Origin of the sequence: Neorhizobium tomejilense (genome assembly GCF_964254135.1) — a bacterium.
In the GTDB taxonomy this organism is placed as follows: domain Bacteria; phylum Pseudomonadota; class Alphaproteobacteria; order Rhizobiales; family Rhizobiaceae; genus Neorhizobium; species Neorhizobium tomejilense.
This window is the reverse complement of sequence record NZ_CAXUSO020000001.1, coordinates 2,721,475-2,736,020: the sequence shown is the minus strand read 5'-3', so window position 1 is coordinate 2,736,020 and position 14,546 is coordinate 2,721,475. Positions and strand designations below refer to the sequence as shown.

Sequence of the window (14,546 nt, the reverse complement as noted above, 5' to 3'; positions counted from 1 at the left end):
GTCGTTTTCTGGTGACCGCGGGACCGAAGATCCTGTTGCCCGAACAGGCGGCCGAACGGTTGATCGCCGATCTCGCCAGACCAGCGCGCCTTCTCGTGGCGATTTCCGGGGGCAGCGATTCCTGCGGGCTTCTGGTCGCCCTTTCGAAAACCAATCTTCCCGGCTCCGGCCTGTCGCTTTTCGCGGCGACGATCGATCATGGGCTGAGGCCTGGATCGGCGGACGAGGCGCGTGCCGTGGCGGCCCTTTGCGAGCGGCTCGGCATTCCGCATTTCATCCGCTGGTGGGAGGGCGAGAAACCGAGGACCGGCATTTCCGCGGCGGCCCGCGAGGCGCGCTACCGTTTGTTGCAAGAGGTTGCCGACGAGGTCGATGCGACGGCTATCGTTACCGGCCACACGCTCGACGACCAGGCCGAAACGATCGCCATGCGTGCGGCCCGCGGCGAGGGCGATGAAAATTCCGGACTTGCCGGCATGGCCCACGCGGTGCTCCTCGATCGCCGCCGGTGGCTGCTGCGGCCGTTCCTTGAGACGCGCCGGTCCGATATCCGTGACTTCCTGACCGGGGAAGGGCAGGGCTGGATCGACGATCCCAGCAATCTCGATCCGCATTACGAGCGGGTGCGGGTCCGCGGACAGCTGGCGCAGGAGGATCGGTTCGACGCCGCAGCCCAGGCCATGGCTGCTGCGCGGCGGACGGCGCTTTCCGACGAGGCGGCGCGGCTTGTGCGGGAGCATGTAACGGTCCGCCAGGGCGTTCTTGCGCATCTTGCCCCAGCGGGCCTGCAGGGGGGCGAGGCGTCACGCCGTCATGCGCTGTCGTTCCTCGCCGCGGTGCTCGGGGGCAGGGCGCATGCGCTCGGCAGCGAGAGCATGGACCGGGTCATGGCCTTTCTCGACGGTGGCCAGCCTGGACGGATCACCGCCGGCCGGGTGATCTTCGACCGGCGCCGCGACGGGCTTTATCTCGTCCGCGAAAACCGCGGCATACTGCCGCTGCACCTTCCTCCGGGCAATACGGCGATCTGGGACGGTCGCTATCGCATCACGAACACCGGCCCGCACGAGATCATCGTCGGCCCGACTGCTCCGGATCGCGACGAGGCATTGGCGCTGTTTCCCGGCGTGCCGCCCGCGATTGCCATGCGTGCCGTGGCAGCGATGCCTTTCATCGAAGCCAATGCCCTCCTTTCGGCGGAGGATCGCGAAAACAAAGGCGTGGCCGAACGAAGTATCGTCCGCCCTGTGCTTGCGCCTTTCGACCGTTTTTTGCCGCAGTTCGAGCTTAGATTTGGCATCGAGTTAGCGGTTTTGCTCGGATGCGACGGTTTTCCCCGGCTGCCAGTTAAGGATTCCTGGCGGAAAAGGTAGGCGGTGGCTCCTGTTCGCCTTGGCAAGGACTTGCCGCAACCCTATGTTATGCGGCAAGCAAGGCGGCCGGCTCAAGAAGCTGGCCGTCGCAGTCCGGGGAGTTCAATGAACCCAAACTTTCGTAATATCGCCCTCTGGGTCATCATAGCCCTCCTGCTGGTCGCGTTGTTCAGCATGTTCCAGACGGCACCGTCGCAGACCAGCTCGCGTGAGGTCCCATATTCGCAGTTCCTGCGAGATGTGGATTCGGGGCGAGTGCGGGATGTCGTCGTCACAGGCAACCGGGTGCTCGGCACCTACACCGAAAACGGATCGGGATTTCAGACCTATTCGCCCGTCATCGACGATTCTCTGATGGATCGGCTGCAGGCAAAGAACGTCACCATCGTCGCACGTCCGGAAACGGACGGATCCTCGGGTTTCCTCAGCTATCTCGGCACGCTGCTGCCGATGCTGCTCATCCTCGGCGTCTGGCTGTTCTTCATGCGGCAGATGCAGGGCGGTTCGCGCGGCGCGATGGGCTTCGGCAAATCCAAGGCCAAGCTTCTCACCGAAGCGCATGGGCGCGTGACGTTTGAAGACGTGGCCGGTGTCGACGAAGCCAAGCAGGATCTCGAAGAAATCGTCGAGTTCCTCCGCGATCCGCAGAAATTCCAGCGCCTCGGCGGTCGCATTCCGCGCGGCGTGCTGCTTGTCGGCCCTCCGGGCACCGGTAAGACGCTGCTCGCCCGTGCGATTGCCGGCGAAGCCAACGTGCCCTTCTTCACCATTTCCGGTTCCGACTTCGTCGAAATGTTCGTCGGCGTCGGCGCAAGCCGCGTGCGCGACATGTTCGAGCAGGCAAAGAAGAACGCACCCTGCATCATCTTCATCGACGAAATCGACGCGGTCGGCCGCCATCGCGGCGCCGGTCTGGGTGGCGGTAATGACGAACGCGAACAGACCCTCAACCAGCTTCTCGTCGAGATGGACGGTTTCGAAGCCAATGAAGGCATCATCCTGATCGCTGCGACCAACCGTCCCGACGTTCTCGACCCGGCGCTCTTGCGTCCCGGCCGTTTCGACCGCCAGGTCGTCGTGCCGAACCCCGATATCGTCGGCCGCGAGCGCATCCTCAAGGTACATGCCCGCAACGTGCCGCTGGCTCCGAATGTCGACCTCAAGGTTCTGGCCCGCGGTACGCCCGGCTTCTCCGGCGCGGACCTCATGAACCTCGTCAACGAAGCAGCCCTGATGGCCGCGCGCCGCAACAAGCGCATGGTCACCATGAGCGAATTCGAAGACGCCAAGGACAAGATCATGATGGGCGCCGAGCGCCGCTCATCCGCCATGACGGAAGCGGAAAAGAAGCTCACCGCCTATCACGAAGCCGGCCACGCCACGACCGCGATCAATGTGCCTGTTGCCGATCCTCTGCATAAGGCGACCATCATTCCGCGCGGCCGCGCGCTTGGCATGGTCATGCAGTTGCCCGAAGGCGACCGCTACTCGATGAGCTACAAGTGGATGGTCTCGCGTCTGGTCATCATGATGGGCGGCCGCGTCGCCGAGGAATTGACCTTCGGCAAGGAAAACATCACCTCCGGCGCATCCTCGGACATCGAGCAGGCGACGAAGCTTGCCCGCGCGATGGTTACCCAGTGGGGCTTTTCCGACATGCTCGGCCAGGTCGCCTATGGCGAAAACCAGCAGGAAGTCTTCCTCGGCCATTCCGTCTCGCAATCGAAGAACGTCTCGGAATCGACTGCCCAGAAGATCGACACCGAGGTTCGCCGCCTGATCGACGAAGCCTATACCGAGGCGCGTCGCATTCTCACCGAGAAGCACGACGACTTCGTCGCGATTGCCGAAGGCCTGCTCGAATACGAGACGCTTTCGGGCGAGGAGATCAAGGCGCTGATCAAGGGCCAGAAGCCGTCGCGCGATCTCGGCGACGACGCGCCTCCGACCCGCGGTTCGGCTGTTCCCTCGGCTGGCTCCAAGAAGGACGAACCGAAGAGCGGCGAGCCGGAAAGCGGTCTGGAGCCGCAGCCGCACTGATCCTCTGGTACTAGCATCAAAAGCCGCCGTGGAGCGATCCACGGCGGCTTTTGCTTGGAAGGGTTTATTTATTAGTAACGGGATATAATCGATTTTGACGCTAATTTATGTGCTTGCGCCGTTAAATTATGGCATGAGCCAAGCTTCAGGCCGGTTTTGCCGTCTAACATGCTGCAGGTTCGATCCCTGCAAGGACCGCGACGTTCAGGCGCGATGACGAAGGAGCTTATATGACACGCCGCTATTTTGGCACCGATGGCATTCGCGGACAGTCCAACATCCATCCGATGACGCCGGATCTCGCGATGCGCGTCGGCATCGCTGTCGGCACGATCTTCCGCAACGGCAATCATCGCCATCGGGTGGTGATCGGCAAGGATACGCGTCTCTCCGGCTATATGCTGGAAAACGCCATGGTGGCGGGTTTCACCGCTGCCGGCCTAGACGTCTTCCTGCTCGGGCCGATCCCGACGCCGGCTGTCGCCATGCTCACCCGGTCGCTGCGTGCCGATGTCGGCGTGATGATCTCCGCCTCGCACAATCCTTACGAAGATAACGGCATCAAGCTGTTCGGTCCCGACGGCTACAAGCTCTCCGACGAGCTGGAGATGCGCATCGAGGACCTGCTCGACAGCGACCTGCACTCCCAGCTCGCCAAGTCCGGCGATATCGGCCGGGCGAAGCGCGTCGAGGGCGACATCTACCGCTATATCGAACATGTGAAGCGCACGCTGCCGCGCGACGTTACCCTGCATGGCCTGCGCGTCGCGATCGATTGCGCCAACGGCGCGGCCTACAAGGTGGCTCCGCTGGCGCTCTGGGAACTCGGCGCGGAGGTGGTGACGATCGGCAACGAACCGAACGGCACGAACATCAATCTCGACTGCGGTTCGACCAGCCCGGAGGCGCTGCAGAAGAAGGTACATGAAGTGCGCGCCGATATCGGCATCGCACTCGACGGCGACGCCGACCGGGTGATCATCGTCGACGAGCGCGGCGAGATTGTCGACGGCGACCAACTGATGGCTGTGATCGCCGAGAGCTGGGCTGAGGACCAGAAGCTGAAAGGCGGCGGTATCGTCGCGACCGTGATGTCCAATCTCGGCCTTGAACGGTTTCTCAATGGCAAAGGCCTCGACCTGGCGCGCACCAAGGTCGGCGACCGCTATGTCGTCGAGCATATGCGCACACATGATTTCAACGTCGGCGGCGAACAGTCCGGCCATATCGTGCTCTCCGATTTCGGCACGACCGGTGACGGCCTCGTCGCCGGCCTGCAGGTCCTGGCGCGGGCAAAGCGCCTTGGCCGGCCGGTCAGCGAGATCTGCCGCCGTTTCGATCCCGTGCCGCAGCTTCTGAAGAATGTCCGTTTCCAGGGTGGCAAGCCGCTCGAGGACCAGATCGTCCGCCAGGCGATCGCCGACGCGGAAGCCGAGCTCGCCGCCAAGGGCCGCCTGGTGATCCGCCCCTCCGGCACAGAGCCGCTGATCCGGGTGATGGCGGAAGGCGACGACCGGGGACAGATCGAGCGCATCGTCGATGGATTGGTCGGCGTCATCGCCAACGTCCGCAACGCAGCCTGACGGCGCAAGCCTCCAAGCCCAATGAAAAAGGCCACCCGCCGTTTTCGCGGGTGGCCTTTATTTTTGCGGCAAGTTCCGGATGGCCGGATCGTCGTTCTTGCTGTCTCAGAACTCTTCCCAATCCTGCTTCGCGGCAGCGGCATTGCCCTGGAATGACTGCGCGACTTTGGCAACCATCTTGCGGGCCGGCGAGGCGGCCGGGCGGCTGGTGCCGGATGCGATTGCGGGCGAGCTGCGATGCGAAGAGGTTCCCGTTGAGGCGGCGCCGCCGATATGGAATTGCGACAGGAGCTGGAACAGGCCCTCCGCGTCGCGGGCAAGACTGTGTGCCGCTGCGGTGGTTTCCTCGACCATGGCCGCGTTCTGCTGCGTCCCCTGATCCATCGTATTGACCGAGGTGTTGATCTCCTTGAGGCCGGTCGACTGTTCCTTCGAGGCTTCCACAATAGCCTCGACATTGCCATTGACCTGCTGGACCTGGATGACGATCTCCTGCAGGGCCTTGCCGGTTTCCCCGACCAGCGCCACGCCGCTCTTCACATGGTCGTTGGAGGTGTGGATCAGTTCCTTGATCTCTTTTGCCGCCTTGGCAGAACGCTGGGCGAGTTCCCGCACTTCCTGCGCCACCACCGCGAAGCCCTTGCCGGCCTCGCCGGCACGGGCAGCCTCGACGCCGGCGTTGAGAGCGAGCAGATTGGTCTGGAAAGCGATTTCGTCGATGACGCCGATGATGTTGCCGATCTCGACGGCAGATGAATCGATCTTGCCCATCGCCTCGACGGCATCACGGACGACCCGGCCGGAACGCTCGGCATTTTCCTTGGTCATGCGCACCAGATTGCCAGCCTCCTGAGCGCGGTTGCTGGAGTCGGAAACCGTCGTGGTGATCTCTTCCAGGGCCGCTGCGGTTTCTTCGACGGAGGCCGCCTGCTGTTCGGTGCGCTTGGCGAGGTCGTCGGAGGCCGAGCGGATTTCCTGGGCACCGGCGGCTATCGCACTGGCATTTGCGGCAACCTTCTGCATCGCTCCGCGAAGTTTCGCCACCGCGGCGTTGTAGTCGGCCCTCAACTGGTCGAGCGAGGGAGTGAAGGGTGTGTTGATCTCCCGGGTCAGGTCGCCGTTTGCCAGGGCCTGCAGAGCGTCGGCGAGCTGGCGGACCGCCTGGCTCGTCTGTTCTGCGAGCGCACTGCGCTCGGTCGCTTCCTGTTCCAGCCTGTGGCGTTCTCCAACGCTCCGCTTCGCCTCGGCATCCGCTTCGCGCTCCGCCTTGATGGAGATGGCCTCCCGGAGGGCAGCCACGGCGCGGGCCAGCATGCCGATCTCGTCGCCGCGCGCCTCGATCGTCCGGTCGCCTTCGAGGTTGCCCGCAGCCATGGCTTTCAGCGATTGCTGCAGCTTGGAGAGCGGTCCGATGATCGAGCGGGCGGTCAGGAAGGCCGCAATGATCGAAAGCAGCGCAGCGATGCCGAGGGCGGCCAGCGCAAGATTTCTAAAGCCGCTCGCCGCATTGCGGACATCGCCGCCGATCGTTTTGTTGAGCGCTTCCTGGTAGTCGATGAATTTGTTGATTGCGCCAAGCCAGGAGACGAAGAGCGGACGGGCCTGCTCCAGCAGGATCTTGCGGGCCGCGTCGCCATCGCCTTTTTCCTGCAGCGAAATGATCTGGCCGACCAGCGGGTTGGTCTTCGACTGGATGTCGGCGATCTCGGCCAATATCGTCTTTTCGCGATCCGTTGCACCGGAAGGTGCGCCGACCATTTCCGCCATGCGCTTTTCGTTTTCCGCATAGGATGCCGCGAGCTTGCCGATAAGCGCTTCCGCCTCCTTGCGCTCGGCCTCGGACGTGACGAGCGTCACATCACGGATCGCGATCGCCCGGTCGTGCACGCTGCCGCGATAGTTGATGGCATAACGCTGCTTGACGCTGTTGACGTCGTTTACGGTTGCCAGGTCGTTGTCGATCGTCTTGACCTCGCCCGTGGAATAGAAAGTCAGGCCGATCATCAGGAGAAGCAAAAAGCCGAACCCGATAGCCAGTCGGAATGCTATGCCGAATGTCTTGACATTGCTCATGGACAGTTCTCTCTTTTGCGGCGCCTTGCGCCGCAGCTACGCGCGGTCAATCTTCTCCGGAAGAGCACTCGCGCAATCCCATCGCAGTAGTTCGCCGACTGGAGTTGCTTGTTTGGCGCAAAAGATATTTGCGGATCGACCGTAGTGGCAATCCAAGCGTCGAGTTCAGAATGCGCTCGGCGCTCAGGCGTACTCCACCAGTCCTTCGGCACTATCGATTCCCCGGTATTCCCCCTTCGGAATGTGCTAAAAATAGCTATCTATGGTTTATAAAGAATTAATTGTTTATCTAAGCTTAAATTACCAATTGCTAACTATTTTGTACTGAAGCAGGTGAGATCAATAGTTTGGCGCGGCGCCGTGGATATTGCCGGTCGTGCCTGGCGAGGGAAAAGAACGGGATCCCTGGTGCGCGTGCCTTCCTGCAAGTCTCGGGCGCGCCGTTACTTGTAGAATTGCCTGCGATTTAGGAAAACGCGCGGTAAACGAGCATGGTTAAGCGAGACTTAACCTTTGTCGATCATCATTCACGGCGGATCAACCCGTTGGCTGCCCGCTTTGCATGCCATACGCGATACGAGCTTTGGAGATGAACCGATGAAAAAGTTGCTGGCCAGCGCTTTTGCGCTGACGCTGACGGTGAGTGCCGCCAATTCCGCCGATCTTTACCAGCCGCAGCCGGAGCCTTATCAGGATGCGCCCGAAGTGACCGTTCAGGAGGCTACCGGCTGGTACCTTCGCGGCGACGTCGGCTATTCTTTTAAGAAGTCCCGCGGCACCGAATTCTACCAGGGTACCGGAGGACCCGGCGTGGCGCTTGCAGAATTCGGCCGCTCCGACCTGCGTGATGCCTTCACGCTCGGGGGCGGTGTCGGTTACCAGATCAACAGCTACCTGCGCACCGACGTCACCCTCGACTACATGTTCAACAGCAAGTTCCGGGGCTCCACATCTGGTGGCGGCGCCGGCGGTGGTGCTTGCGCCGTCGCATGTACGTCGACCGACCTGGCCTCGATGCATGCTTACTCGCTCATGGCCAACGCCTATGTCGATCTCGGCACCTATGGCTACTTCACGCCTTACGTCGGTGGCGGTATCGGCGGCACCTACGTCAAGTGGTCGAACCTGCGCAACACGTCCTGCGCCGACAGCGGCGCCGGTTGCGACCCGGAAGTGACGCATGGCGGCGAAAAGAGCTGGCGCTTCACCTATGCGCTCATGGCTGGCGCGTCGATCGACGTCACCTGCAACGTCAAGGCCGATGTCGGTTACCGCTTCCGCCATGTCACGGGCGGCGACATGTTCGGTTACTCAACGGGCGGCGGCCCGGGCAAGGACAAGGGTTTCTATTCGCATGAAGCCCGCGTCGGTGCCCGCTACATCTTCGGCGGCTGCGACACGCCGCCGGCTTACGAGCCTCCGCCGCAGCAGATCGTCTACAAGTAATATTACCTCGTCTCCCAGCCAAAGCCGCCTTCGGGCGGCTTTTTGCGTTTGCGGCGACAAAGCTGCGGCAAAAATTTGTCCGTGAGCGACGTTACCCGCTTGACTGTGAAGGCGCTCAGGCATAACCACAGCGGCGGGACACCCTTCCCCAACGAAGGGCCATCTATCTGGAAGGATAGCCATATGGCAAACGCCGCAAAGCCGGACCTGCGTCCGAACAACACCCATTTTTCTTCTGGCCCTTGCTCGAAGCGCCCCGGTTGGTCGCTCGAAGCGCTTTCCGATGCTCCGCTCGGTCGTTCGCACCGCGCCAAGGTCGGCAAGGCGAAGCTGAAGCAGGCCATCGACCTTACCCGTGAAATCCTGAACGTGCCGGCGGATTACCGCATCGGCATCGTGCCGGCCTCCGATACCGGTGCCGTCGAAATGGCGCTCTGGTCGCTGCTCGGCGAGCGCGGCGTCGACATGCTGTCCTGGGAAAGCTTTGGAGCCGGCTGGGTCACCGACGTCGTCAAGCAGCTGAAGCTCAAGGACGTCCGCAAGATCGAAGCCGGCTACGGCCTGCTTCCAGACCTTTCCACGGTCGATTTCGACCGCGACGTGGTCTTCACCTGGAACGGCACGACCTCGGGCGTCCGCGTTCCGAACGCCGACTTCATTCCGGCAGACCGCAAGGGCCTGACCATCTGCGACGCCACCTCGGCGGCTTTCGCGCAGGATATGGATTTTGCCAAGCTCGACGTCGTCACCTTCTCCTGGCAGAAGGTTCTGGGCGGCGAGGGCGGTCACGGCATGCTGATCCTCAGCCCCCGCGCTGTCGAGCGTCTGCAGACATACGTTCCGGCCTGGCCGCTGCCAAAAATCTTCCGCCTCACCTCGGGCGGCAAGCTGATCGAAGGCATCTTCGTCGGCGAGACGATCAACACGCCGTCGATGCTCTGCGTCGAGGACTATATCGATGCGCTCAACTGGGCAAAGTCGGTCGGCAGCCTTGAAGGCCTAATCGCCCGTGCCGACGCCAATGCCAAGGTCATCCACGATTTCGTGGCAGCCAATGCCTGGATCGACAATCTCGCCGTCGACCCGTCGACGCGCTCCAACACCTCCGTCTGCCTCAAGATCGCCGACGCCGATGTCGCCGCTCTCGATACCGACGCGCAGGAGGCCTTTGCCAAGGGCATGGTGTCGATCCTCGAGAAGGAAGGCGTCGCGCTCGACATCGGTGCCTATCGCGATGCGCCGTCCGGCCTTCGCATCTGGGCTGGTGCGACGATCGAAGAAGCCGACATGAAGGCACTGATGCCCTGGCTCACCTACGCTTTCGAAACGCAGAAGGCGGCGCTTTCCAAGGCAGCCGCGTAAAGCAAGTCGCGTATCCGGCTCCGCTGACGAAGCGGAGCCCATTTCCTCATTCACGACAGAAACTTTTTCAGGAGGCCCACTGATGGCACCTCGCGTTCTCGTATCCGACGAACTGTCGGAAACCGCCGTCCAGATCTTTCGCGATCGCGGCGTCGAAGTCGATTTCCAGCCGAAGCTCGGCAAGGACAAGGAAAAGCTTGCCGAGATCATCGGCAACTATGACGGTCTTGCGATCCGGTCGGCCACAAAGGCGACCGAAAAGCTGATCGCGGCTGCGACCAATCTCAAGGTCATCGGCCGCGCCGGTATCGGCGTCGACAATGTCGATATCCCGGCCGCCTCGCGCCGCGGCATCATCGTCATGAACACGCCGTTCGGCAACTCGATCACCACGGCCGAACACGCCATCGCCCTGATGTTCGCCGTCGCCCGCCAGCTTCCGGCGGCCGACGCCTCGACCCAGGCCGGCAAGTGGGAGAAGTCGCGCTTCATGGGCGTCGAGATCACCGGCAAGATCCTCGGCGTCATCGGCGCCGGCAATATCGGCGGCATCGTCTGCAAGAAGGCGATCGGCATCGGCATGCACGTTCTCGCCTATGACCCCTTCCTGTCGGCCGAGCGCGCCGAGGAAATGGGCGTCACCAAGGTCGAGCTCGACGAACTGCTGGCCCAGGCCGACTTCATCACCCTGCACGTGCCGATGACCGACAAGACCCGTGGCATTCTCGGCAAGGAAGCGCTCGCTAAGACCAAGCCCGGCGTTCGCATCATCAACTGCGCCCGCGGCGGCCTCGTCGATGAGGCAGCGCTGGCCGAAGCCATCAAGTCCGGCCATGTCGCCGGCGCCGGCTTCGACGTGTTCGAAGTCGAACCCGCCACCGAAAGCCCGCTGTTCGGCCTCGAAAACGTCGTCTGCACCCCGCATCTCGGCGCATCGACCACCGAAGCGCAGGAAAACGTAGCACTTCAGGTCGCCGAGCAGATGTCGGATTACCTGATCAAGGGCGCCGTTTCGAACGCCATCAACATGCCGTCGATCACCGCGGAAGAAGCGCCGCGCCTGAAGCCGTTCATTCGTCTGGCGGACGTGCTCGGCGCCTTTGTCGGTCAGGTCACCGAGGATGCGATCAAGGAAATCGAGATTCTCTATGACGGCTCGACCGCCGGCATGAACACCAAGGCGCTGACGAGCGCACTGCTCGCCGGCCTCATCCGCAGCCAGGTTTCCGACGTCAACATGGTTTCGGCACCGATCATGATCAAGGAAAAGGGCATCATCCTGTCCGAAGCCAAGCGCGACAAGTCGGGCGTCTTCGATGGCTATATCAAGCTTACCGTCACCACCGACACGATGACCCGTTCGGTTGCCGGCACCGTCTTCTCCGACGGCAAGCCGCGCTTCATCCAGATCAAGGGCATCAACCTCGATGCGGATGTCGGCACCAACATGGTCTACATCGCCAATACCGACGTGCCGGGCATGATCGGCTTCATCGGCACGACACTCGGCAATGCCGGCGTCAACATCGCCAACTTCCACCTCGGCCGCGACAGGGAAGGCGGCGACGCGATCGCTCTCCTTTATGTCGATGGTCCGGTTCCGGCGGACGTGCTGGCGAAACTGACCGCCAATCCGGCAGTCCGCCAGGCCAAGCCGCTGGCGTTCAACGTCGACTGAGACCTTCTCCTAACGAGATCAGAAAAGGCCCGGCGCGTCCTGCGTCGGGCCTTTTCGTTTTATCCTCACAGACACCAATCAGGCAAAACCTGTCATCAATGGTTGTATTTTGAGCGCTTGGCTCTCGTTTCAAACTCCGTTATCTACTTCGACGGGAAAAATGGAGGATGGGCCTAAAATCCAGTTGGCCGCCTCTCTATATAAACGGGAATACCGCGCTTGAGCGGTTTATGAGGAGAAAACGATGTTATCCAACCTTCGGCGTTTCAAGAACCTGTTCGCGATCATGGCGATCGGAATGGCGGTTTCCTTGACCGCCGTGGACATGGCTGAGGCGCGCCGCGCCAGCGGCGGCTTCGGCAGCCGCGGCACGCGCACTTTCTCGGCTCCGGCGACCACCAATACCGCGCCCACGGCGCCGACCGGCATCAACCGGTCGATGACGCCCAATACGCAGCAGAACGCCACGACGCCGCAGAACGGTCTTGGCCAGCAGGCGGCGCAGCAGCCCCGTCGCGGCCTCTTCGGTGGCATGTTCGGCGGCCTGCTCGGCGGTCTCGCTCTCGGCGGCCTGATCGGCATGTTCATGGGCACCGGTTTCGGTGGCATGGCCGGCATGCTCGGCATGCTGCTGCAGATCGCGTTGATCGGCGGTCTCGCCATGCTGGCTTTCCGTTGGTTCGCACGCCGTCAGCAGACTGCAGGCGGGGTGAATACCGGCTTTGGCCAGCCGCGCAACGCCTATGAAGCGCCAAGCCAGAATACCTCGTCCTTCCAGATTCCGAAGATCGGATCGCTGGGCGGCGGTGGTCAGGGCGGTTTCGGAGGCGGTTCCAATGCCGCTCCGCGCCAGGCCGGGCCCGAGACCGACGAGATCGGCATCACCAACCGCGACCTCGACCAGTTCGAGAAGCTGCTGACCAACGTCCAGTCTGCCTATGGCGAGGAAGACTATGCCAAGCTCCGCAGCCTCACGACGCCGGAAGCGATGTCCTACCTGGCCGAGGAACTCGGCGAGAACGCCACCAACGGCGTCAAGAACGAGGTAAAGGACGTCAAGCTGCTGCAGGGCGACCTGGCGGAAGCCTGGCGGGAAAACGGCCAGGACTACGCGACCGTTGCGATGCGTTACTCCAGCGTCGACTACATGAAGGACCGCAATACCGGCGCAGTCGCCGAAGGCGATCCGAACGCGGTGACGGAAACCGTCGAAGTCTGGACCTTCGTGCGCAAGCCCGCCACGGACTGGAAGCTTTCCGCGATCCAGGCTGCCGCCTAACTTCGAAGCAGCGCGATGGTCTTTTCATCGCGCTCGCCGTCAAAGAACAGTTCAAGGGCTCGCTCGAAAGGCGAGCCCTTTTTGCTGACGGCCTCGAACAGCGTCATCGAACTCTTGAACTTGATGTCGTCGGGCGAACCGAGGATGGCGTGCGCCGATAGGTCCGAATGGGAGAGCATCGCTACGGTGCATTCGGTGAGCCGGGGCCCGAGCAGGGGATGTTTGAGATAGGCTGTCGCCTCTGCCTTCGAGCCGATCGCGAAGCGCTGGGACATGATCGAGAAACCAAGCCCCTCCACCTGCGGGAAGATGTACCACATCCAGTGGGAGCGCTTTTTGCCATCGCGGAGCTCGCCGATGACGCGCCCATAGACCGGCGCTTGCGCGTCGACAAAGCGCATGAGGTCGAATTGCATTGCCTCTCCGTCCCTTATCGCCCTGTTGCCACAAATCACCCCACGTTCAGAAGACTCCCAAATCATGAAATTTTTGCGGCCGCTCTTTCCGATGCTGCATCGCACCCTAGCTGAGGGGGCATGGAACGCTTCATCCAGGAATTCCGGAATGATACGGCCTGGCTGCCGGACTGGCTCGTCAGCTGCGGTGTCATGGCCGTCGCATTTCTGCTCGGCCTTGCGATCCAGCGCTTCGGATTTCGCTTTCTGACGCGGCTGGTCGAGAACAGGGACCTGTTCTGGCGGTCGCTGGTGTCGCGTACGCGGCGGCCGATGCGGCTGGCGATCCTCACCTGGACGCTGTCGCTCGGCGCGACCATTGCTCCGCTCAGCGCCGGGCAGGGAGAGGTGATACGTCACCTGCTGCTGCTCGGCTTCATCGTCGTCGTCGGTTGGATGGCAAAGATCGCCCTGCATGTGTGGATGATCGTCTACCTGCGCCGCTTCAAGCTCGATGCGGAAGACAATCTGCTCGCCCGCACGCATGTCACCCAGTCGCGGATCGCGGAACGGATCGCGAGCGTCATGATCGTGGCGATCACCATCGCCGCGATGCTGATGACCTTCCCGGCGGTGCAGCAATACGGCGTCAGCCTGCTCGCCTCCGCCGGCGTGGCGGGCGTCGTGCTCGGCCTTGCGCTGCAGCCGGTGTTGAAGAACCTCTTCGCCGGCATCCAGCTTGCGATCACCCAGCCGATCCGCATCGACGACGCGCTGATCGTCGAGGGCGAATGGGGCAATGTCGAGGAGATCACCTCGACCTATGTGGTGGTGAAACTGTGGGACTGGCGGCGGATGATCCTGCCGCTCAGCTATTTCATCGAGAAGCCGTTCCAGAACTGGACGCGCGACAGTTCGGAGCTGATCGGCACGGTGATGATCTATCTCGACTATTCGGTTCCGGTGAATGCGGTCCGTCGCAAGGTCGAAGGGATCGCCGCAACGTCAAACCTCTGGGACAAGCGGGTGGTGGCCGTGCAGGTGACGGATTTCAGGGAAAACGTCATGGAAATCCGTATTCTCGTCTCGGCCTCCAATGCCCCACGGACCTTCGACCTCAGATGCGAGGTCCGCGAAAAGATCATCGACTTCATCCAGCGCGAATATCCGGCAAGCCTACCGCGGGTGCGGGCGGAAGGCGCGGCCAGCGGCGTCAGGACGGCTGCCGGCAAGGTCGTACGGCATGGGGCGCTGCAATCTTGAAGCCCGGCCTCTTTGCGGTTGAGGCCTTGTCCGTTCCTGCACGCGCGCACCTGC

The 14,546-nt window shown here is 62.3% G+C and carries 10 protein-coding genes; 8 read left to right on the top strand and 2 right to left on the bottom strand.

Annotation, left to right across the window (positions count from 1 at the left end):
• Positions 1-11: 11 nt before the first annotated feature.
• The 3 genes from tilS (at position 12) to glmM (ending at position 4,996) form a co-directional block, all read left to right on the top strand.
• The gene (gene tilS, locus ACSQ3G_RS13960; RefSeq protein WP_436110459.1) at positions 12-1,373 is read left to right on the top strand and encodes a tRNA lysidine(34) synthetase TilS; all 1,362 of its coding nucleotides are present in this window, start codon (positions 12-14) and stop codon (positions 1,371-1,373) included.
• 105 nt (positions 1,374-1,478) lie between these two features.
• Entirely contained in the window at positions 1,479-3,413 is a 1,935-nt protein-coding gene (ftsH, locus tag ACSQ3G_RS13955; RefSeq protein WP_436110458.1) for an ATP-dependent zinc metalloprotease FtsH, read from the top strand.
• 230 nt (positions 3,414-3,643) lie between these two features.
• Positions 3,644-4,996: a phosphoglucosamine mutase gene (glmM, locus tag ACSQ3G_RS13950; protein WP_436110457.1), complete on the top strand. Its 1,353-nt coding sequence runs from the start codon at positions 3,644-3,646 to the stop codon at positions 4,994-4,996.
• 105 nt (positions 4,997-5,101) lie between these two features.
• On the opposite strand, the gene ACSQ3G_RS13945 is transcribed toward glmM, so the two are convergent.
• Positions 5,102-7,069: a HAMP domain-containing methyl-accepting chemotaxis protein gene (locus ACSQ3G_RS13945; protein ID WP_436110456.1), complete on the bottom strand. Its 1,968-nt coding sequence runs from the start codon at positions 7,067-7,069 to the stop codon at positions 5,102-5,104.
• Positions 7,070-7,666: 597 nt separating this feature from the next.
• Between ACSQ3G_RS13945 and ACSQ3G_RS13940 the strand changes: the two genes are divergently transcribed.
• The 4 genes from ACSQ3G_RS13940 to ACSQ3G_RS13925 all read left to right on the top strand — a co-directional run bounded on the left by ACSQ3G_RS13940 (position 7,667) and on the right by ACSQ3G_RS13925 (position 12,834).
• Entirely contained in the window at positions 7,667-8,515 is an 849-nt protein-coding gene (locus ACSQ3G_RS13940; protein WP_436110455.1) for an outer membrane protein, read from the top strand.
• Between the two features lie 183 nt (positions 8,516-8,698).
• The gene (locus ACSQ3G_RS13935) at positions 8,699-9,877 is read left to right on the top strand and encodes a phosphoserine transaminase (protein WP_436110454.1); all 1,179 of its coding nucleotides are present in this window, start codon (positions 8,699-8,701) and stop codon (positions 9,875-9,877) included.
• A gap of 82 nt (positions 9,878-9,959) precedes the next feature.
• Positions 9,960-11,555 (top strand): phosphoglycerate dehydrogenase, encoded by a 1,596-nt coding sequence (serA, locus tag ACSQ3G_RS13930; RefSeq protein ID WP_436110453.1) that lies wholly within the window; start codon positions 9,960-9,962, stop codon positions 11,553-11,555.
• A 244-nt stretch (positions 11,556-11,799) separates the two neighbouring features.
• Positions 11,800-12,834, top strand: a complete 1,035-nt coding sequence (locus ACSQ3G_RS13925; protein ID WP_436110452.1) for a Tim44 domain-containing protein — start codon at positions 11,800-11,802, stop codon at positions 12,832-12,834.
• Here ACSQ3G_RS13925 and ACSQ3G_RS13920 read toward each other — a convergent pair.
• Positions 12,831-13,250: a DUF1810 domain-containing protein gene (locus ACSQ3G_RS13920; RefSeq protein WP_105427153.1), complete on the bottom strand. Its 420-nt coding sequence runs from the start codon at positions 13,248-13,250 to the stop codon at positions 12,831-12,833. The genes ACSQ3G_RS13925 and ACSQ3G_RS13920 overlap by 4 nt on opposite strands.
• 120 nt (positions 13,251-13,370) lie before the next feature.
• Here ACSQ3G_RS13920 and ACSQ3G_RS13915 point away from each other — a divergent pair, with 120 nt between their 5' ends.
• The gene (locus ACSQ3G_RS13915) at positions 13,371-14,492 is read left to right on the top strand and encodes a mechanosensitive ion channel family protein (RefSeq protein WP_436110451.1); all 1,122 of its coding nucleotides are present in this window, start codon (positions 13,371-13,373) and stop codon (positions 14,490-14,492) included.
• Positions 14,493-14,546 lie beyond the last annotated feature (54 nt).